This is a genomic window from Flavobacterium crocinum, from assembly GCF_003122385.1.
GTDB classification, from domain to species: Bacteria; Bacteroidota; Bacteroidia; order Flavobacteriales; family Flavobacteriaceae; genus Flavobacterium; species Flavobacterium crocinum.
Genome location: NZ_CP029255.1, coordinates 3,332,777 through 3,354,549, shown reverse-complemented (window position 1 = coordinate 3,354,549; position 21,773 = coordinate 3,332,777). Strand labels below are relative to the sequence as shown.

Genomic DNA, 21,773 nt, shown 5'->3' with positions numbered 1-21,773 from the left:
AGGTTATTTAGATAGTATAGTGGTTTCTGGAAAAAACTTTTATTATCATATTGTAAAACTAAAACGTTATCGTACACGATACATTTTTAGATAGAAAAAAGTAGTAAGCTAAAAAAATAAAATACTGACTTACAAATACTTAACAAAAATTAACTATTAAAAAAAGTAGTAGATTTAAAATAAATATTTATACTTTCAAGGCTAAAGAACCGATTTTCATCACCATTTCTTCGAAATCATTTCGGGAAACTACGGCCTTATTTCTAGCCCGGGTTCTATAGTTGTAAATTGTGCTTAAAGAGTAACGTAAAAATGCGGCAATTTTAACACTGTCCGTAATTCCAAGTCTGATTAAGGCAAAGATTCGAAGTTCAGTATTGAGTAATTCGTTTTGTTTTAGGACAATCTGTTCTTCCGGAATTAATAAGGCATTGAAATCTTTTACGAATGTTGGATATAAGTTTAAAAAGATAATGTCAAAGTTCTTGTAGAGTTCTTCTAACTCATTATCAACCAAAGTTGTTGATTTTAAGATTTTATAAATTTCATCAAACTGTTTTGCTGTCGCTTTTTTATTTAAAATTATTCGGTAATTCTCCAGTTTGTTGATGTAAGTAGAACACAAATTGAAAAAATGTGCTATATATTCTTCTTTAACTAAATTAGACTCAGACAATTGCAGATTACTTTGCTGTAACTGATTGTTGGTTTCGGTAATATCTTTGTTCAATTCAGCCAGTTTCTGACTGGTTTCATATAATTCTGTTCGAATTCGCGAAACCTTTTTCATTTGCTTGTAGACATAAATAATGGCTACTAATAAAAACAAAGACAAAAGGCTGATACAAAGCAAATAAATCTGCAACTCGCTTTTTCGTTGTTTTTCACGCTCTAAATAAACCGTGTTGATAATCGAATATACTTCTGACATCAACAACGTTCTAAACTGAACATTGCAATACAATGCGTCTTCAATTGCCGATTGTGTCAATTTATAAGCCATATCAACATCACCGATTTCATAAAAAACCAGTGCTAATTCTTGTAAGGAAGCATTGTCTTTATTGGCATTTTTAATATCTGAAGTAGCAGAAAGCGCATAATATTTTTTTCTGTTTTCTAACTGATGTGTGGCTTCTGCAATTTTACCCAATAAATAGGTAATCATGGCGTAGTTTGGACTTTCTTCTTTTGTTTTGCTTAATAAAGAAAGTAACTGCTTTTCCGGTTCTTTGTATTTTCTGTGGATGAAAATATCCTGCTGGATTCTGTTGATTTGATAATCCAGCGTATTCGGATTTAAAATACCTAATAAGGAATCACGATATTTTCCAATCTGTATTCTGTATTCCCGATTATCACTATTGGCTGCGTAGTGCTCAAAAAATTCACGATACGAAATATAATAATTGGGTAGTAATGAAGCTGAAAGTGTCTTTTTATTAATACTTTTTAAAATTGCTTCGGACTCACGATATTTTCCTGATGAAGAATAAAGCGTTACTAATTGTAGCTGTGCTAAATCTAAAAGTTCTTTGTTTTGAAGTTTTTCTGCAATCTTAATATTCTTCTTTACATATTGAATAGCCGAATCTGAATTTAATTTTTGATACTCTAAATAAAGTGTTTTATTAAAATTATATTCTTGTTCTTTAGTAAGATTATCTGATTTTATCTTCTTGAAATTAAGAATTCTTTCTTCCTTTATTTTTACATAGTCCTGTTTGTTTTTTATTGCTTCGTTTAGTTGTTTTAGAATATCATCAGTACTTCCCAATGCAAAAACAGGAAAGTTTACAATAAAAAAGATTAGAAATAAGTAAAAATTTTTCAAGTCGATTCAATATAAAGGAACTACAAATATAACAAAGCGAAAATATAAAAACTGATTTTTTTGATTAGGGTAAAAATGTACTTAAATGGAGGGGCTTTTTTGTTTTGTTATAAATAAAAACAACAACAAAGCATATTTGTTATAATTAATTTATTAAAAGACAAAAGCTTTGTCAAAGTTTGAAGTTTGACAAAGCTCTCTTTCAGAACTATATCATTTAAACTGCAATCGGCGCCGCTAAACAGCTTTCCGGAATATCAAATGCATTTACCAATGCCACTGCATCCGGACGAATATTCCAACAAAGCTGATTTACGATTTTACGAACCGCTTTGGTTTTAACAGCTTCCATATAACCATCTTCCAAATACCATGCTTTATTTTTTTCTATCTGCGAAAGCGCATACAATTGACACTGCTTCGTCAAAATCGATTTTGATTCTTCGTCTTCAATCGATTTAATTGCTATTTGAAACTGTTCCAAAACCACTCTTTCCAAATAAGCCTGAGCCACATCAATCATTTGATGCTGTACGACATTAAAAGCATCATAAGCTTCTAAACCGCCATCAACCAGTTTTTTGATACGTCTCGCAGCCGACGCCAAAATTGTTTTTTCTCTGTGAACGAAAGCCTGAAGATGAAATTCGCTGTCTAACAAATGCTCATCGTCTGTTCTTCTAGTCGCAATTGGATTTTTTTCTGTAATTGCTGTTTTAGCATTTTCATAAACATAATTGATTATTCCCAAAGAGCCCATTTCACCAAATGATTTTCTAAATTCAGATAATCGGTTTTTAGCAACCAATTGCATTAAAACGGTATTATCTCCTTCAAAAGTGGTATAAATTTCAGTATCATTTTTTAAAGCATCGATTCTGTTTTCAGACAAATAGCCTTTTCCGCCACATGCTTCACGACATTCCTGTAAAATATCTCTTGTGCTCCAGGTTGAATACGATTTCATTCCGGCAGCCAAAGCTTCGATTTCCTGCATTTCGGCTTCGGTTCTATTTAAAAATCTATTCGTTAAATATTGCAATGCAAAATGAACTGCGTACGTTTTAGCTAAATGAGGCAATAATCTGCGCTGATGCATTCTGTAATTTAAAATCGGAACTTCTGATCCGCCTTCCGGTCCAAATTGCCTTCGTTGATCGCTGTAGCGAATGGCAATTGTCAAACCTGATTTCGCTGCCGCCAAAGCCGAACGCGGAATTCCGATTCTTCCTCCAACCAAAGTTCCTAACATGGTAAAAAATCTACGATTATCACTCGGAATCGGGCTTTCAAATTCTCCTTTTTCGTTTACAGAAGCAAAACGATCCAGCATATCCTCTTTCGGAATTACCACATTATCAAAACTGATGGTTCCGTTATCTACTCCGTTTAATCCCATTTTATGACCGCAGTCCCCAATTGTGACACCGTTTACCACATTTCCATCTGGATCGCGTAAAGGCACAACAAAAGCATTCACCCCATAATCATGTCCGTCTATAATTAGTTTTGCAAATACAGTTGCTTTTTGACCGTGAACTGCTGCGTTTCCAATATATTCTTTCTGAGCATTTTTATTCGGAGTATGAATCGTAAAAGTCTGATTGTTAGGATTATATGTTGCTGTGGTTTCTAAACCTTTTACATTCGATCCATGATGTGTTTCGGTCATAGCAAAACAGCCAGGGAGTTTCAGCGAACCAATATCTTTTAAATATTTAGCATAATGTTTTTCGGTTCCTAAAGATTGTACACTCATTCCCCACAACCCAAACTGAACACCAAATTTAATGACCAAACTTAAATCGTGATAGCTCAGCGTTTCCATAATCGCAAAATAATCGGCTATGTTTTCTCCTCCTCCATATTGTTTTGGATAAGCCATATTTCCGAGATTTTCATCGGCTAAAATTTTACACCACTTATAAACAGTTTGTCTAAAAACATTGATATCTGTAGAAGTTTCATAAGCAAATTCAGGTCTTGAAATGACTGATTTTACTCTTTCAATTATTGCAGCCTCTTTTCCGTTTAAAATTTTGGTGATTTTCTGAATATCAAAAGTAGCGTTGGTATGCGAATCGGCTGTAAAAGAACCAGCTTTGGTTTTGAAGTTTTGAAGGGCTTCTTCTCCTAAAATCCCTAAATCATTTTCCAGTTTTTTAAAATCAGATTCGATTGGTGATAAATCCAATTCATTTGCTGATAGTGCTTTTGCAATATCAAAAATTGATTTGATTGAAGAAGTATCCTGAATGCTTTTTTCAATATCCGATTTCCATTGGGTGAGTTCATTTCGCGAAGGCGGATTAGAAATATCCACTTTAGATAGTAAATATCCCTTTTCTTCTTCTGACAAAACAGTTAGCGAATTTATAAACTCTTTTAGTGTTGCAAATTCTTTCTGCGTCAGTAAATCATCTGACCACACTAAATAAAATAATGGCGTAAAGGCTTGAAGTTTGGTAGCTTTCATATGAATGGTATTCGGTTTTAATATTTTTTTTTGCCACAGATCACACAGATTAAAAGGATTTTTTTTCGCCACGAATTACACGAATTTTCGCAAATTTTCATTTTAGATTTAAAAAAATAATTCGTGAAAATTCGTGTAATTCGTGGCTATTTTTTTTGCACAAAGAAATAATCCTTTTAATCTGTGTAATCTGTGGCTTTATTCATTTAACTGCATAAAAAAACAGGAATGAAAAATAATCATTCCTGTTTAAACATCCTGTTAAGATTCTTGTAATTTTCGATTTTAAACCAATAAAAAATATGAAAACTCAGATTATGAACCTTTGGATATTGCGGTCATTTTTTGCTTGATGGCAAAAATATGATGTGAATTAAAAACCAACACTGCTATAAAAATGATTCCGTAAGCCGTAATCTGCAGAGATGTGATATTCTCTTTGAAGAAAAAGGCCGCTAACCCAAATGCAATCATTGGATTAATGTTTAAAAGCATTCCCACTGTCGAAGAGTTGATTCCCGAAAGTGCGTATAAATTTAAAAACAACGGAATTATCGTAAACATAATTGCAATGGTCTCAATGCAGAGATAAAACTTAAATTCCGTTGGTACCGGTCCCCCAAAAACCGGATAAAAAGGTAATAATACTAATCCTGCCAAGGTAATATGAAACGTTAGTACAATAAATTTATCAAATCCTTTATTGGCACGCTGACTCACTAAATAAGCCGCATAAGTTAATCCGATAATGATACTGAAAACCATATCCATAATAGCCGCATAAGACAATAACATACAGCCTGAAATACTTAATCCGACAGAAATCCACTGCGTTTTGGATAATTTTTCTCTTAATATGAAATAAGCTAATAATGTGGTCAAAATTGGACAGACTAAATAAGCCAGAGAAGTTGCTTTAACGCTTACGTGGTTCATTACATAAATATAAGTAAACCAATTTCCCATTAAAAAAGCGCTCCCGCCAATATTCAGTAAAACTGATTTTCTTTTTTCGGCTTTCGGTAAAGCTTTAAAAATTTCTATAGTCTCTTTTATTTTTTTTCTTTTAAATAAAACAGCAATCAAAATCATCAAAATACTACAGCTGAAAACACGGAAAAACAATATATCCAATGACGGATATTCATGAATTGGTCTTAAAACCAAACTGAAAAGTCCCCATGTAGTAAAGGCAATTATTGCCGCTATATAATACTTTGTTGTTTTCACAAAAACACTGTTTTGAATTGTTTTCTTTTGATGAAGCAAATTTCTAAAAAATAAAACAGCAATACAGATACAGTTTTTGTAAATTGCACCATAACAGTTTTATTTTTTTCTGATGAAAAACTCCAATTACTTATATCTCCAATTTGCTGACCGAATCGAAAAACAGATTAAATCTGGTCTTTTAAACGTTGGCGACAAACTACCTTCCATTAGAGAAGTATGTGCAGAAACGGGTTACAGCATGAGCACAGTCAGCAAAGCGTATTATGAAGTTGAAAGTCGTGCTCTGATAGAATCTCGTCCGCAATCCGGTTATTATGTCAGTAATATTTCGGCGCGAACCATTTCAGAACCATCGGCAAGCACACCTGTTTTAACGCTTGAAAATATAGAGCGTGAAGATTTGGTCGATTTGGTTTACGGTGATATGCGTAAAAAAGACCTGACGATGCTTTCGCTTGGTTTTCCTTCAAATGAATTACTACCAATTGCAAAGCTGAATAAAGGAATGGTTCAGGCAATGCGTCAGTTACCCAACAGTGGAACGAGTTACGAAGAAATTCAAGGAAATAGTAATCTGCGCAAAGAAATTGCCCGTTGGTCGTTTACTTGGGGCGGTTCTTTGACCGAAGATGATATTATTACAACGCCTGGTTGTATTTCTGCCATTTCAGACTGTTTATTGACTTTGACGAAACCCGGAGATACTATTATTACTGAAAGTCCTGTTTATTTTGGGATTTTACAATTAGCAAGATCTCTAGGTTTATATGTTATGGAACTTCCAACTAATATGACGACAGGAATTGAGTTAGAAGCCGTAAAAAAGACATTAGCTACTAATAAAGTAAAAGCTTGTGTTTTAATGAGTAATTTTAGCAATCCATCAGGTAGTATGATGCCAAACGAACATAAAATAGAAATTGTCCGTTTAATGGATTTTTATAATGTTCCCTTAATTGAAGATGATATTCACGGCGATTTGTACTTTGGTACCAGCCGACCAACCAATTGCAAAACCTACGACGAAAGTGGGATAGTGCTTTGTTGCAGTTCGGTTTCTAAATCTTTAGCGCCTGGTTATCGTGTGGGATGGGTTTCTCCAGGGAAATTCAAAAAAGAAATTCTGCGAACTAAATTATATCATACTATTTCCAATACAACTATCACTCATGAAGTGGTGGGAGATTTTTTGAAAAACGGCCGTTATGAAAACCACCTTCGTAAAATTCGCCAGATTTTAAATCGAAACTGTACCAATTATATCAATACTGTTTTAGAATCTTTTCCAGCTGGAACGAAGGTAAGTCAGCCACAAGGCGGCTTTTTTCTTTGGGTTGAAATGGATAAAAAAATTGATACTGCCGCGTTTTATCATTTGGCTTTAAAACACAATATCAGCATTGCGCCAGGAAGAATTTTTTCGCTTCAGGATCAATTTTCAAACTGTATGCGATTGAGTTTTGGATTGCCTTGGTCGAATGAATTGAGAACTGCTATTCAGACTTTGGGAAGGTTGGCAAAACAATTGTAAAACGCATAAATAAACATCCCGTTTTAACCGCGAGGACATATAGAAGATTTTGATATTGATTGCGTCAGTGGTTGAAACCACTGGCTATATTTAAAATACTTGTGAATTTAGCAATCAAACAAAAAAACTGGACAGCGCAACTACACACTGTCCAGCCAACAATTAAAAGAAGACCAAAATTAAATAGTTATAAGACAAAGTAAGCGTCTTTTTCGACTTTCTTAGGTTCATCTACTAAGTGAAATTCATTCAGAATATCAAATTCGCTTTGATATTCATTCAGCATTTGCTTGATATTTTTTTCTATCGTATTTGCAATAGCCGTAACCGGTGTATCGGTTGCTCTGTTTTCGAATGGATCCTGCAAATGAATTGCCATTCTTTCGATCAAAAAGAAAGCAGCACCAATTGCTGTAATTAACGGAATCGCGAACCAGCTTAACACACTTGTCAGACCAAAAGGCAATAACAAAATGAAAAGACATAAAGTCAATCTGATATACATACTGTAAGTTGTTGGAAAGATGGTATTTTTAATTCTTTCACATTTTCCCATTTCATCACAAAGTCTGGACAACGTATTATCAATCTCAACCTGCTGATACATATTGATTTTCTTTTCGTTTTTTGCATTTCGCAAATCTCTTGCATGCAACATCAAAATAGCATTTGGAACATTTTGATGATTTTTAATGTACCTAATTTCTTCTTCGCTCATCAAGCCTTCAAGCGGTTTTATGGCATCTCTCTTTCTTAGAGATTCTCCTAAGCTATAACACCACGCAATCTGCCTTTTCGCAAAATTCTCTTTGAATTCACTAGCTTCAACAGAAAAATCGGGATCTTTATAAAACGTCAAAACCTGACGGATTAAGGTTCTGGAATCGTTTACAACCGCTCCCCAAACAATTCGGGCTTCCCACCATCTGTCATAAGCCTGATTCGACTTAAAAGCTAATAATAGGGAAATAATGGTTCCAATCATTGTCGGAATTGCGATTGGAATATCTACGGGAAGGTTTATAAAATAGTGATGAAATATTTCAAATAGTACGGTATAAGCCAACACTAAAGCAATTTCTACTTTAATTTTCCCGAGAACGTACTTCATTGGTATTCTTTTCTTTAATAACATATTTTCGGTTTTAAATTAATATTGCAGCTGTTTAGTAATTAGTTCTTAGTACCTAGTCCTTAGTAAATGTCAATTAATTATAAAGACAAATAACTAGGGACTAGGTACTAAGAACTAAACTATTTCTTCATACAATGAGAGCACTGGAAGTCCCAATTTCTCATTGACATTTTCTTTTTTTACTTTTTTAAATTTGATTTTTTCGCCTTTTCTAGTTTCTACAAGCATGTCTATGTTATGCTTTGAAATGGCTTCTGATAAAAATGGAGCAACATTCTCGTAGTTATCTTCGAAATTGGCTGTCTGGCTTACAATTTCAAAAGAGAAATTCTCGCTTAAATACTGCTGTACATCTTTTACGTGAATATTGGCTGTTGAATTTTCTACATAAAGAGCTTTACTGAAAACTTCTTTATTAATTTCTGTACTTAAATGCAGAATTGGACATTTTTGATTTCCCGCCAGCTGCACAAAATATTGATGGATTTTTTTGGCTTCCTGTTTATAGGAATGCGTAAGGATAACTAACTTTACAGAAAAAGCTTCTATAAGGCGTTTTAAAATAGGTGCCGAAAGTCCGTATTGGTTGTGAACTTTCAGTTTTGCATTTGGAGTATGGTCGATAATGTATCTGCAGGTTTCCAAAACCTCTTCCTGACTTTTAGTAAGTCCTGACCTCATTTCGCGTAAAAAACTGGAAGATGAAAAGGTATCCGGCGCTTCTGAAACTAATACTAATATAATTTCTGATTCAGTATCTTTCGACTGATTCACCGCAGATTTAACAGCCGAAATTGTATCATCTTTTAAAGTCGTAGGTATAAGAAAGTTTTTCATAAGTATAATCGTTTAGTTTATACTTACAAATTAACAATCAATGAATTAGACGCTTCTTAATCTAAAATTAGAATTTCCTAAGATTAAACATTAGATTTTTTAATGTTTCTTTTTTTGAAGATAATCGTTACGATTGTACCCTTATTTTGCTCCGATTGAACCTGTAATTCTCCTTCATGCATTCTGATAATTTTGGAAGCTAAAGGAAGTCCTAAACCATAACCAATATATTTAGTTGCAATTTTCCCTCTAAAGAAAGGTTCGTATAAATGAGGAATATCTTCCGGTGGGATTCCGATACCAATATCGTTGATCGTAATTTTGATCATTTCATCATTTGCTGAAAGATTTACAAACACTTCATTGTTATCTGAATATTTTACGCCGTTTGTAATGATATTATTAATCGCTAATTCTAATAAAGGTTTGTTACATGGAAGCAAAAGCAGATTAGACTCTTTTGGAGCAATATTAATTATAATGCTAACCCGATTATCTGGATAAATCTTATCTAAATCCGATTTTACATCCAACAATAGTTCGTCTATTCTCGCAACATCCGAAACTTGTTTTTGTCCGTCGTAACCTGTTTGAGTTAACTTTAAAAGACTTTCTGTTAAGTTTCCTAAGCGAGAAGCCTGGCTATATATATTTTCTAATGATTCTACATATTCTTCTACAGCACGTTCTTTAAGAAGCATAATTTCTGCTTCGGCAATAATGGTCGTTATTGGTGTTTTTAATTCGTGCGAAGCATTATTAATAAAGTTGGCCTGAATTTCGAAAGAAGTTTCCAGTCGATCCAACATATTATTAAAGGTATTGGTCAAATCCGATATTTCGTCAGAATTTTCAACTTCGGGCAAACGATTGTGAAGGTTAGAAGCACTAATTCTTTTTACTTCTTTTGTAATGCGGGCAACAGGATTAATAACACGTTTTGCTAGAAAACGCCCTAAAAGGAAAGCCAGAATCACAAAACCGATGCCTCCAAAAAGCATAATTTTGACAATGTAAACCGTTGTATCTTTTCCTTTTCGGTCTCTGGCTCCTACAATAACAATATATCTTTGTCCGTTTTCCTGAAAAATCTGGCCTAGATAATATTTATTATCTTTTTCGTAAGAATCTTTTCCTGTACTTAAAATGTTAGTGTAAAAAGTATTCGGAAGATTTAGATTTGTATTATAATCAAAAGAATTATGACTGTTGATTTTTAATACATATTCTTCCTCCTCAATTAGTTCTTCAAGACCGTTTTTTTGAAGATTTTTATAATATTTTATTTTCTCAGGATCTTTTTGAAAATGAATAGACGCTACAATTTTCGACCTATCATCTAAACGTTTTAAGAAGTGGTATCTGTTATTTTCCCTAAACAAGAAAAACACAATAATGCACAATAATGACGTACTAAAGGTAGAAAGGGCAACGTAGTTAAAAGTAATTTTTTTTCTAATATCCATTTTATGGCTTTATAACATAGCCCAAACCTTTCATAGTATGAATAAGTTTGGTATCGTAAGGCTTATCGATTTTTCTTCTTAAATAAGTGATATATACATCCACAACATTGGTATTCATGTCAAAATTAATATCCCAAACATTATCTAAAATTTGGTCACGAGAAACGATTCTTCCCATATTTTTTGCCAAATAATATAATAGTTTAAACTCTTTTGCGGTGAGAATAATGCTATCAGCTCCTCTTTTTACTGATTTGGCACGTCCGTTTATCTCTAAATCACCAATAACGATAGTATCAATTTTTTCAGTTTCCTGATGTGATCTTCTGTAAAGTGCATTCACTCGGGCATCTAGTTCTCCAAATTTAAAAGGTTTTACCAAATAATCATCGGCACCGGCATTAAGGCCAGTTACAATGTTTTCTGAAGTTCCTAAAGCAGTAAGCAATAAAATGGGAACAAAATTCTTGCTGGCACGAAGTCTTCTGCAAATCTCGATTCCATTAATATCTGGAAGCATTACATCTAAAACTACAACGTCAAAAGTATAATTATGAATCATCTCCAAAGCGGTCTTACCGTCAAGAGCTACACTAACTTCATTATTATTTTCAGCAAATCCTTTACGCAGAATTGATAATAGATTTGGCTCATCTTCGACTATTAGTAACTTCATAGGAATTTGTATATACAACAAAAATAAGGATTGAGTTTTAAAAATAGTACTTATTACGGATAGAAATTATGATTTAATTATGAACAATTAGGACATTAAATAAAAAAGCATGCCAAATAGCCTGCTTATTCCTATTTATTTTAGATAAATGCTTGTGATTCTTAATTTTTAAAATTTAAATTTAATGTTGCGTCTGGCTCAAATTGAAAAGTTTTACATTAAAAAACTTCACCTGCATTTAGATAAAATCCTCTGGAATTATTTCCCCAGGCATAATCGGCAACGAGATTGGTTCTTGTTTTTTTGTCAATTAATATTCTGAATCCAACTCCTGCGGCAGGCTGAACGGAATGAAAAAGTCCTGTATTATTGTCTGCATTACTTGCAGTTACAAAATTGGTAAAAATCGTTCCGCTAAACATTTGATTACAAGTAATTGGAAAACGGAATTCCGTTGAAAGATAAATTAATCCGTTTCCTCTAAATAAACCCTGAGTGTAACCTTCTCCACTCCTGCTTCGCTGATCCCAACCGATAGCCGGAAGATTTAAATACGGGACATCACCTCTGGTTACAAATTGTCCGTAAGTCCAGATTCCCAGAATATAACGATCATTCTTTCGCGAAAGCGGGATAAAATGCCTGTATTCTGCATACAAAACATTGCTATATTTTTGATTGTGAAATAAAACCGGATTAAAGCGATAGTTGAGATTCGCAAACCAACCGCGAGAAGAATTGACCTGATTGTCACGAGAATCATAAACCATATTCAAGCTGACTCCAGTGAGGAAATATTCTAAATTATCAAAACCATGCAATTGACTGTAATTGTAATGATAGGTTAGATTTCCATTCTCAACATCCAGTTCTTTATCTTTTATATTAGTGTACCAATCAATGTTTATGCCTCCGCCGACATAAAAATTCTTTCGTACCTCAAAAGAAGCCGTTTGATGAAACTTGAAATAATTGTAATCCATGGATTGTGCAATAGAATCAATACTGAAACCATCTGGACGATCTCTTCGAGGCGGAATAATAGCTGTTCCCAATCCGTAATTCGGTTGTGAAAAAATATAAAACCGATAATCTCCGCTTAGAAATATTTTATTATTCTTTAGCAGAATATTATTCTTAACGTTAATCATCCATTGTTTTTTCAGGGTATAAAGAATTCCAAGATTGGCTACAGAATATTTGTCGTTTTCCTGTTTTCCTTTGAAAGTATATTGTGCAACACCACCAAAGAAAAATCCCGTAGCAGGCTGAGAGCCAATGGCCGGAATTACAAGAAAAAAATCATTTTTAGTAGGTTTTACAACGTAAACAGAATCTTTCTTCTTAAAAAGTTCTAAAATAGTTTTAGGAGAACATTCTTCCTTATTTTGAGATTCTATTTCGGTTTGAGCATTTAGAAATAACGGAATAATAAAAAGTAAAATGGCTACTTTTAATGTACGCTTAAAATTTGTGTTTTTTAAAAATTCCACACTTGTAAAGTTTTAATTTTATATAATCCAAGACTCAAACCTCATGTAAATATAACTCATTTTCAATACTTTACATAATACTATTTTTAAAACAAACAAAACAAGCCGTTAATTTCTTAACGGCTTGTTATTATAAATTTTATATCTAAAATTACTTTGTGATAAATTTTGGATGAATTAAATTCTCTAAAGAATAGATTTCATCCCATTTTTTCTGAGTAATCAGCTTTCTTTCCAAAACAGCAATTTGATGTACGCTTTTACCTGTTTTTAAAGCTTCTCCAGCAATACTGGCACTTTCTTCGTAACCAATAATTGGGTTTAATTGTGTTACGATTCCGATACTATTCATTACCATATTGTAGCAATGATCAACATTTGCTGTAATTCCAACAATACATTTATCAATTAAAGTCTGAATGGCATTAGAAAGATAATCTAATGACGTAAACATGGCAAAAGCAATAACTGGTTCCATTACATTCAATTGCAATTGACCTGCCTCTGCTGCCATTGTAACTGTTAAATCCTGACCAATTACATAAAAACAAGTCTGGTTTACTACTTCTGGAATTACTGGGTTCACCTTTCCCGGCATAATAGAAGAACCCGGCTGACGTGCAGGAAGATTAATTTCGTTTAAACCTGTTCTTGGTCCGGAACTCAACAAACGTAAATCGTTACATATTTTAGAAATCTTAACCGCAGAACGTTTTAAAGTTCCCATAATCTGAACATAAGCTCCTGTATCAACCGTTGCTTCGATTAAATCTGGCGAAAGCGTTAACGGAATTCCAACCTCATCTGCTAAATATTTTACACAAATTTCTGGATAACCTTCGGGCGCATTTACTTTTGTACCAATTGCCGTTGCCCCCATATTGATTTCCAACAATAATTCCTGAGCATTTTTCAAGCGTTGGATATCTTCTCCAATAGTAGTCGCATAAGCTTTAAATTCCTGTCCTAACGTCATTGGAACGGCATCTTGCAACTGCGTTCTTCCCATTTTCAGGACATCCTTAAATTCTTCTCCTTTTTTAGCGAAAGCAACTTCTAAACCTGCAAAAGTTTTAATAAAACTTTCCATTTTCAAATACAAAGCAATTCTAAAAGCCGATGGATAAGCATCGTTTGTAGATTGTGAACAGTTTACATGATTATTTGGGTGAAGAAAATTGTATTCTCCTTTTTTATGACCTAAATATTCCAGACCAATATTTGCTATAACTTCGTTAGCATTCATATTTACCGAGGTTCCCGCTCCGCCCTGAATCAAATCGCTCACAAATTCCTGATCAAACTTCCCTGCAATAACCTGATCGCTTCCATAACAGATTGCTTCTGCAATTTTAGGATCGATTGCACCGCAGTCTTTATTTGCCATTGCCGCGGCTTTTTTTTACATAACCCAAAGCTTTGATAAATAGAGGTTCTTTTGAAATGGGAATTCCGGTAATATTGAAGTTTTCTACAGCTCTAAAAGTCTGGATTCCGTAGTATAAATGATTCGGAATTTCTAATTCTCCTAAAAAATCATGTTCCTTTCTTGTTGGTTCCATATAATAAAATTGATCAATTTTGACTTAAAAATAAGCGTAAAGCTACAGCATTTTAAGCATTAAAAATAGAATTAGAATCAAAATGATTTAGGATTAGTTCTATTTATTTTATGGTAAATTAGTACCTTTTCACCCTCAAATAATTACTGGAAAGAGTTGAAAAAAGAAAGCGAATATTTTCTTGATAAAGAATACAATACGATTATTTACACCAAAGACGATCTTAATTTTAAAGACTTCGAAGGTTGCGTATTTAATGATTGCAACTTCTCTGCCTGCACTTTTCTAGCCGTTACTTTTATTGACTGTGTTTTTAATGATTGTATTTTTAGTGAAGCAAAGATTAATTACGTCGCTTTGAGAACAGTCACTTTTAATCGATGCGAAATTAAAGAAGTGAATTTCGCCATGTGCGACAAACTAATTTTTGAAGTACATTTTAATGACTGTATTCTCGATTTTTCGAAGTTTTATACTTTAAAACTAAAAGGAACTCCATTTATCAATTGCAGTTTAATTGCTGTAGATTTTATGGCAACAGATTTAACCAGTGTAGTTTTTGACAATTGCGATTTATACCGTTCCGAATTTAACAAAGCCATCGCCAATAAAGCCGATTTTAAAACAAGTTTCAATTATACTATTGATCCTTCTAAAACGAAACTGAAGAAAGCTGTTTTTTCTTTGAATGAAGTGAAAGGACTATTGTTTACACATGATGTGATTGTGTCTTAATCGACTAAAAAGCGTACAGTTTGTCATCCTGAACGAATAGTTTACTTTTGCTTCCTTTCTCAATCATAAATCTACTTAAATTTCAAAAAACAAATCTAAAGGAGGAACGAAGGATCACACTAGTATTTCTACAAAGTATACACATAAAGTTTGTCATTTCGACGAAGGAGAAATCTCCACGAGTAACTCCGCAACGAAAAGCCAATCTTTGTAGAGTTTCTTACGAAGATTTCTCCTTCGTCGAAATGACAAGATTGCGCGAAAGAACTACCTTTTTTAAATATTTTTCCCCATTACATAATCCTCCATCAAATACCCATTTCCAATTTCTATATCAACGGTTTCTTTAATTTCGAAACCTAGCTTTTTATAGAAATTTAAAGCGGTATTGAAACGGTTTACATTTAATAAAAGTTCATTTGAATTGTTTTCTAAAGCCAGTTTTTCAATAGATTCAAAAACTGTTTTGCCATATCCTTTTCCTTGTGTTTCTGGCAAAAGATAGATTTTATGGATTTTGGTAATGGCTTCGTTTTTATAATTATGTTCAATTCCTATAAAACCAATTACTGATTCAGAATCTGAAACCAAATAAAATAATTGTTCTTTATTCTGAATTTGTTTTGATAGCGCTTCATTAGAATAAATGAGATCTAACATATACTCTAATTGTTCTGAAGTCAAAATTTCGCCATACGTAATTGGCCAGGTTATATGTGCAATCTCTTGAATTTTAACAATATTATCAATTGATGCTTCGGTAATTTTAATCATATTATTTTGTAAAAACCTGATTTTCCTGTTCGCTTACGCGGATGAAAGTCGTTCGTTTTGTTAATTCTTTTAATCTTGAGGCTCCAACGTAAGTACAAGTGCTTCTAATGCCACCTAAAATATCTAAAACAGTGTGAATCACATCTCCTTTAAACGGAACCTGAACTGTTTTTCCTTCACTTGCTCTATATTCTGCAACTCCTCCAGAATGCTTGTCCATTGCAGTTTTAGAACTCATTCCATAAAATTGTTTGAATTTTTCGCCTTTCACTTCAATTAGTTCTCCGCCACTTTCGGAGTGACCTGCAAGCATTCCGCCTAACATCACGAAATCAGCTCCTGCACCAAAAGCTTTGGCAACATCTCCCGGAGTTGTACAACCACCATCGCTTATAATATGTCCGCCTAAACCGTGAGCTGCGTCGGCACATTCTATAATTGCAGATAACTGCGGATAACCAACACCCGTTTTTACTCGTGTGGTACAAACAGAACCTGGGCCAATTCCGACTTTTACTATATCAGCACCAGCTAATAAAAGTTCTTCAGTCATTTCACCAGTCACAACATTTCCGGCAATAATGATTTTGTCTGGATATTGTTTTCTGGTTTTCTTTAGAAACTGGACAAAATGTTCTGAATAACCATTGGCAACATCAATACAAATGAATTTTAATAATGGATTTGCAGTTATTATTTCTCCAATTTTATCAAAATCTTCTTTTCCAGTTCCTGTACTGACTGCGATATAATCGTAAATATCCGGAGTTGCGTTTTGAAGAAATGCATTCCACTCTTCAAGAGAATAATGTTTATGAATTGCTGTAAAAAGCTTTTCTTTTGCTAAAACTTTTGCCATTTCAAAGGTACCAACTGTATCCATATTAGCACCCATTATTGGAATTCCTGTCCAACTTGCAGTACTATGCAAAAACTTGAAATTTTGTTCTAAGGAAACTTCTGATCTGCTTTTTAGCGTTGATCTTTTAGGTCTAAACATTACGTCTTTAAATCCTAATTTTAAGTCCATTTCTATTCTCATAGTTCGAGTTTTTGGTTACTCTCAAATATAGGGAATTTTAGATTGCAGACTTTAGATTTTAGATTATATAAACTTAAAAAATTTAACGTAGATAAAAGTGATTCGCTTTCGCGAAAATGCGGATTTAAAGCGGATTTAAAGCGGATTTTTTTCTGTCTTTTGCGTGGACTTCGACTTCACTCAGTCTTACAAATCTAAAAACTGAGAACTGCTAATGATACTGAACACTAAAAAACCTGACCACTGACCACTAAAAAAACTACCCGTGAATCGTTTCGTTTTTCCCGTAATTGGTAATAATTGATTCTTCGAATGCCAACCATTCTCTCCAACGTTTTTCAACATCAATTCCAACTCCGTATTTACGAGCGTAAGTAATGAAAGTGGTATAATGTCCTGCTTCGCTTTCCATTAATTCTCTGTAAAAAACAGACAATTCTTCATCCTGAATATTTTCAGAAAGCACTTTAAAGCGTTCACAGCTTCTGGCTTCAATCATTGCAGAAAAAAGAAGTCTTTCTACAAGTCCAGAAACACGGCTTCCATCTCCGCTTCTTTTCATGTATTGGTATAGTTCGTTTACATACTCGTCTTTACGCTCACGTCCTAATTTCAATCCTCTTTTGATGATGATATTATGCACTTGCTCAAAATGATCAACTTCTTCTTTTACTAAAGCCAATAAATCCTGAACCAAATCCTGATGTTCAGGATTGTTTGTAATAATTGTAATTGCGTTTGTTGCTGCTTTCTGCTCGCACCAAGCGTGATCGGTTAGAATTTCTTCTATATTTTTCTCAACAATATTTACCCATCTTGGGTCGGTTGGCAATTGTAATCTTAATACGCCCATTTCTAAAAGTTATGAGTTAAAAGTTATTAGTCTTAAAAGCAAAAATCGAAAGTCAAAAATAAGACTTTTGACTTTCGATTTTAAAAACTTTAAGACTTATCTTAATTAATACGCAAAAATTGGTCTTTCGCTCATTAATTCGTTTACTTCTTCAGCAACTTCTTCGATAAGATCTTCATTTGTATGATCAGTAAGAACTTTATCGATTAAAGCTACGATAGTTTCCATATCTTTTTCAACTAAACCACGAGTTGTGATTGCAGCTGTTCCAACACGAATACCAGAAGTGATAAATGGAGATTTATCGTCAAATGGAACCATGTTTTTGTTTACTGTAATTTCAGCTTTTACTAATGCATTTTCAGCTTCTTTACCAGAAATATTTTTATTTCTTAAGTCAATAAGCATCATGTGGTTGTCAGTTCCGCCAGAGATAATGTTGTAACCTCTTTTTACGAAAGCATCCGCCATTGCATTTGCATTTTTTTGCAATTGCATTGCGTAAGTAAAAAACTCATCTTTTAATGCTTCACCAAAAGCAACCGCTTTAGCAGCGATAATGTGCATTAAAGGACCTCCTTGGTTTCCAGGGAAAACAGCTAAGTCTAATAAAGAGGACATCATTCTGATTTCTCCTTTTGGAGTTGTTAATCCTTGTGGATTTGGGAAGTCTTTCCCCATTAAGATTAGACCTCCACGTGGTCCTCTTAATGTTTTGTGAGTTGTTGTAGAAACAATATGGCAATGTGGAATTGGATCACTTAATAATCCTTTTGCAATAAGACCTGCCGGGTGAGAAATATCAGCAAATAAGATTGCTCCTACGCTGTCAGCAATTTGTCTGAAACGAGCAAAATCCATATCGCGAGAATAAGCAGAAGCTCCTGCGATAATTAATTTTGGCTGTTCTTTAGTTGCAATTTCCTGAATTTTATCATAATCTAAGCGACCAGTTTCAGCATCTACTCCGTAAAAAACCGGACGGTATAAACGTCCTGAAAAGTTTACTGGAGAACCGTGAGTTAAGTGACCACCGTGAGATAAGTCAAAACCTAAAATAGTATCACCAGGATTCAAACAAGCGTGGTACACAGCAGTGTTAGCCTGAGAACCAGAGTGAGGCTGTACGTTTGCATATTCAGCACCAAATAATTCTTTAGCTCTGTCAATAGCAATTTGCTCAATAACGTCAACTACTTCACAACCGCCGTAGTATCTTTTGCCAGGATATCCCTCAGCATATTTATTAGTTAAAACAGACCCAGCTGCCTGCATTACTTCATCACTTACAAAATTCTCTGAAGCAATAAGCTCTAGTCCGTGAATTTGTCTTTCTTTTTCCTCTTGGATAAGATCAAAAATTTGTTCGTCGCGTTGCATTTTTTTGTTTTTCGTTAATTTCACGCAAAAATACAAAAAAACGTTTGTTGTACTGTTAGATTATGATATATTTGACATGTATTTTTTCAACAAACTAATTAACATCTAACATGCCTATAACCGCCAACGATACCAGTAGAAAATCATGGTTAGAAGTGCCAGAAAATAGCGACTTCCCTATTCAGAATATTCCTTTCGGCGTGTTTCTTACCAAAGAAAATGTCGTTACAGTGGGAACACGAATTGGCGATTATGCTATAGATTTAGGGGCTTTACAACAATTAAACTATTTTGAGGGAATAGATTTAACAGATGATATGTTTATGCAGGACACGCTGAATGATTTTATTTCTGACGGAAAAAAAACATGGCGTTTGGTTCGAAATCGTATCGCAGAAATCTTTGATATTAATAATCCGCAGCTTAGAGATTCAACAAAACACCGAGATATTGTTATATTTAAAATCGAAGATGTAGAGATGCAATTGCCAGTTTTGATTGGCGATTACACTGACTTCTATTCGAGCAGAGAACACGCTACAAACGTAGGTAAAATGTTCCGTGATCCAGAAAATGCTTTATTGCCAAACTGGCTTCATATTCCGGTTGGATATCATGGAAGAAGTTCTACAATTGTACCTTCTGGAATTCCGGTTCACAGACCAATGGGACAAACGCTGCCAGCAGGACATGAAACACCTGTTTTTGGCGCGTCACGTTTAGTCGATTTTGAATTGGAAACTGCTTTCATTACAACTGATGTCAATGTAATGGGAGAAAACATCCCAACTTACGAAGCTGAGGACTATATTTTCGGAATGGTTTTATTGAATGACTGGAGCGCTCGCGACATTCAAAAATGGGAATATGTGCCTCTTGGACCATTCTTAGCAAAAAACTTTGCAACTTCAATTTCACCGTGGATTGTGACTATGGATGCTTTGGAACCTTTTAGAACTAAGGGCCCAAAACAAGATCCAACACCACTTCCTTACTTACAAACGAAAGGTAAAAAAGCTTTTGACATTCATTTAGAAGTTTCATTAAAACCTGAAGATCAAGAAGAAACGGTTATTTCGAAATCAAATTTCAAATACCTATACTGGTCAATGAGTCAGCAATTAGCACATCATACTTCAAACGGATGCCGCGTAAATTCTGGTGACATGATGGGTTCTGGAACTATTTCTGGTCCAACTCCTGACAGTTTCGGTTCTATGCTGGAATTGACCTGGGGTGGAAAAAATCCGTTGAAATTAAATGGCGGAGGTGAACGTAAATTTATAGAAGATAATGATACCGTAATCATTAGAGGTTTCTGTGAAAATGCTGAAGTAAGAATTGGTTTTGGAGAAGTTTCAAGTCAATTATTACCTCCGTTTATCAGACAATGAAGAGCAGATAAAGAATCATCTGAAGATATATAGAAAACAAAAAACCTTGGTTATCGCCAAGGTTTTTTGTTTTCTATATATCTAAATCTCTAAAAACTGAAATAAAAAATTGTTTATTCTAGAATCGCCTTTACCCAAACCAAACGATGATCAGAACTTGATTCCCGTTTTTCAACTAATTCTGACATTGGCTCACCTTTTGCAGGCCAGAACACTCCACTGTTGATGACTTTAAAACCAAGTTTGGATGGCAATACATAATCAGCGCGCATTCTCCAAAACGCAGTATGATTGATTCCAAAAGAATTTTCAGGGCTAAATTCAGCACCACCTTTACTAGCAGGTGTAAAGTCGCTATTAATTTTCGGATCATCTACTAAAGACTTTATACCTTCTCTAATAGCGTCGCCCTCAACTGATGAAGCGTTTTGATCGCCCAATATAACGAATCGAGAATTCGGAGACAAACCGCCTTTTATACCTTTATCATCATAAATATACGAAGCAGAATTGTCTGAAATATAGTCTTTCCAGAATCGGATTTCATCATGATTTCTTTTTCCATTACGATCCTCAGCACCATCAAAGGTCGGAGGAGTTGGATGACTGGCCAAAATATGAACTGTTTCATTACCAATCTGTACAGGAAGATCCCAATGAGATTTTGAAGATAGAGGAAATTCCTTCCATGCCTTCTTACTATACCAATCCGATCCATCTGCTTTTTTAGTAAGCAATGCTCCCGGCATATCTTTCCATTTAAAATGTTGAAAAGTACGAATCGCGTTAACATCAATAGGATATTTAGACAAAAGCATCATCCCATATTGACCAGGATACATACCAAATGCCCATGCATCATTTCCAAAATTACTGAACTTTCCATCATTGTTCAAATCATAAGGACTTGGTTGACCAGTATTAACCGTTGAATAATAGTAGTAAGGATAATCAATGGCAGTGGCTCCACCCTGACTCAAATTCAAATAATTTTTAATAAATGCCTTTACACCAAGTTCAGGATCTTTAATATAATCAAATTCGTTTAACAAAATAACATCTGGCCTAACAGTCTGAATAATCTGGGCAATATTTTTAATTTGAGCATTATGCCCTGAATTCAGTTGAGTAATCAGTATCTGCTCCGATTTTCCCATTGCGCCTTTTGGAGAATAATTATCAGATTCCATGCTTACATTGTAGGTCGCAAATGTAAGCTCAGTTTTTTCTTGCAAATCAGACTGTGAAAAAAGAACTCCGGAAGAAAGCACGGAAAGGATAAAAAATATTTTCTTCATAAAAAATTAAATCTGCATTTCTGCATTATTGAACATACGAATATAAGAAGGATG

At 34.0% G+C, this 21,773-nt stretch carries 16 protein-coding genes and 1 pseudogene; 3 read left to right on the top strand and 14 right to left on the bottom strand.

The window, feature by feature from the left end:
- Nucleotides 1–187 precede the first annotated feature (187 nt).
- The 3 genes from HYN56_RS15070 to HYN56_RS15060 form a co-directional block, all read right to left on the bottom strand.
- Nucleotides 188–1,834 carry a DUF6377 domain-containing protein gene (locus HYN56_RS15070; protein ID WP_109192927.1) on the bottom strand — a complete coding sequence of 549 codons (1,647 nt, stop codon included), beginning with the start codon at nucleotides 1,832–1,834 and terminating at the stop codon, nucleotides 188–190.
- A 217-nt stretch (nucleotides 1,835–2,051) separates the two neighbouring features.
- Nucleotides 2,052–4,310 (bottom strand): acyl-CoA dehydrogenase family protein, encoded by a 2,259-nt coding sequence (locus tag HYN56_RS15065; RefSeq protein ID WP_109194818.1) that lies wholly within the window; start codon nucleotides 4,308–4,310, stop codon nucleotides 2,052–2,054.
- Between the two features lie 315 nt (nucleotides 4,311–4,625).
- Nucleotides 4,626–5,540: an EamA family transporter gene (locus HYN56_RS15060; RefSeq protein WP_109194817.1), complete on the bottom strand. Its 915-nt coding sequence runs from the start codon at nucleotides 5,538–5,540 to the stop codon at nucleotides 4,626–4,628.
- Between the two features lie 112 nt (nucleotides 5,541–5,652).
- Here HYN56_RS15060 and HYN56_RS15055 point away from each other — a divergent pair, with 112 nt between their 5' ends.
- Nucleotides 5,653–7,074, top strand: a complete 1,422-nt coding sequence (locus HYN56_RS15055; RefSeq protein WP_109192926.1) for an aminotransferase-like domain-containing protein — start codon at nucleotides 5,653–5,655, stop codon at nucleotides 7,072–7,074.
- 187 nt (nucleotides 7,075–7,261) lie between these two features.
- Here the strand turns inward: HYN56_RS15055 and HYN56_RS15050 are convergent, their stop codons facing one another.
- The 6 genes and pseudogenes from HYN56_RS15050 to aspA form a co-directional block, all read right to left on the bottom strand.
- Nucleotides 7,262–8,209, bottom strand: coding sequence for a bestrophin family protein (locus HYN56_RS15050; protein WP_109192925.1), 948 nt, complete (start codon nucleotides 8,207–8,209; stop codon nucleotides 7,262–7,264).
- Nucleotides 8,210–8,323: 114 nt separating this feature from the next.
- Nucleotides 8,324–9,046: a hypothetical protein gene (locus HYN56_RS15045; protein WP_109192924.1), complete on the bottom strand. Its 723-nt coding sequence runs from the start codon at nucleotides 9,044–9,046 to the stop codon at nucleotides 8,324–8,326.
- Nucleotides 9,047–9,129: 83 nt separating this feature from the next.
- Nucleotides 9,130–10,512, bottom strand: coding sequence for a HAMP domain-containing sensor histidine kinase (locus HYN56_RS15040; protein WP_109192923.1), 1,383 nt, complete (start codon nucleotides 10,510–10,512; stop codon nucleotides 9,130–9,132).
- A 1-nt stretch (nucleotide 10,513) separates the two neighbouring features.
- The gene (locus HYN56_RS15035; RefSeq protein ID WP_109192922.1) at nucleotides 10,514–11,188 is read right to left on the bottom strand and encodes a response regulator transcription factor; all 675 of its coding nucleotides are present in this window, start codon (nucleotides 11,186–11,188) and stop codon (nucleotides 10,514–10,516) included.
- A gap of 218 nt (nucleotides 11,189–11,406) precedes the next feature.
- On the bottom strand, nucleotides 11,407–12,681 hold the full coding sequence (locus HYN56_RS15030; protein ID WP_109192921.1) for a BamA/TamA family outer membrane protein: 1,275 nt from the start codon (nucleotides 12,679–12,681) through the stop codon (nucleotides 11,407–11,409).
- A 151-nt stretch (nucleotides 12,682–12,832) separates the two neighbouring features.
- Nucleotides 12,833–14,243: pseudogene (gene aspA, locus HYN56_RS15025) on the bottom strand (aspartate ammonia-lyase).
- A gap of 156 nt (nucleotides 14,244–14,399) precedes the next feature.
- Here aspA and HYN56_RS15020 point away from each other — a divergent pair.
- Nucleotides 14,400–14,978 carry a pentapeptide repeat-containing protein gene (locus HYN56_RS15020; RefSeq protein ID WP_109192920.1) on the top strand — a complete coding sequence of 193 codons (579 nt, stop codon included), beginning with the start codon at nucleotides 14,400–14,402 and terminating at the stop codon, nucleotides 14,976–14,978.
- Nucleotides 14,979–15,254: 276 nt separating this feature from the next.
- On the opposite strand, the gene HYN56_RS15015 is transcribed toward HYN56_RS15020, so the two are convergent.
- From HYN56_RS15015 to glyA, 4 genes are all read right to left on the bottom strand, one after another.
- Nucleotides 15,255–15,752: a GNAT family N-acetyltransferase gene (locus HYN56_RS15015; RefSeq protein WP_109192919.1), complete on the bottom strand. Its 498-nt coding sequence runs from the start codon at nucleotides 15,750–15,752 to the stop codon at nucleotides 15,255–15,257.
- A gap of 1 nt (nucleotide 15,753) precedes the next feature.
- Nucleotides 15,754–16,794, bottom strand: coding sequence for a GMP reductase (locus tag HYN56_RS15010; RefSeq protein ID WP_109192918.1), 1,041 nt, complete (start codon nucleotides 16,792–16,794; stop codon nucleotides 15,754–15,756).
- A 259-nt stretch (nucleotides 16,795–17,053) separates the two neighbouring features.
- Nucleotides 17,054–17,647 (bottom strand): tRNA-(ms[2]io[6]A)-hydroxylase, encoded by a 594-nt coding sequence (miaE, locus tag HYN56_RS15005; protein WP_109192917.1) that lies wholly within the window; start codon nucleotides 17,645–17,647, stop codon nucleotides 17,054–17,056.
- A gap of 105 nt (nucleotides 17,648–17,752) precedes the next feature.
- Nucleotides 17,753–19,027 (bottom strand): serine hydroxymethyltransferase, encoded by a 1,275-nt coding sequence (gene glyA, locus HYN56_RS15000; protein ID WP_109192916.1) that lies wholly within the window; start codon nucleotides 19,025–19,027, stop codon nucleotides 17,753–17,755.
- Between the two features lie 110 nt (nucleotides 19,028–19,137).
- Here glyA and fahA point away from each other — a divergent pair, with 110 nt between their 5' ends.
- Nucleotides 19,138–20,421, top strand: coding sequence for a fumarylacetoacetase (gene fahA, locus HYN56_RS14995; RefSeq protein WP_109192915.1), 1,284 nt, complete (start codon nucleotides 19,138–19,140; stop codon nucleotides 20,419–20,421).
- A 113-nt stretch (nucleotides 20,422–20,534) separates the two neighbouring features.
- Here the strand turns inward: fahA and HYN56_RS14990 are convergent, their stop codons facing one another.
- Entirely contained in the window at nucleotides 20,535–21,719 is a 1,185-nt protein-coding gene (locus HYN56_RS14990; RefSeq protein ID WP_109192914.1) for an endonuclease/exonuclease/phosphatase family protein, read from the bottom strand.
- Nucleotides 21,720–21,773: the final 54 nt, after the last annotated feature.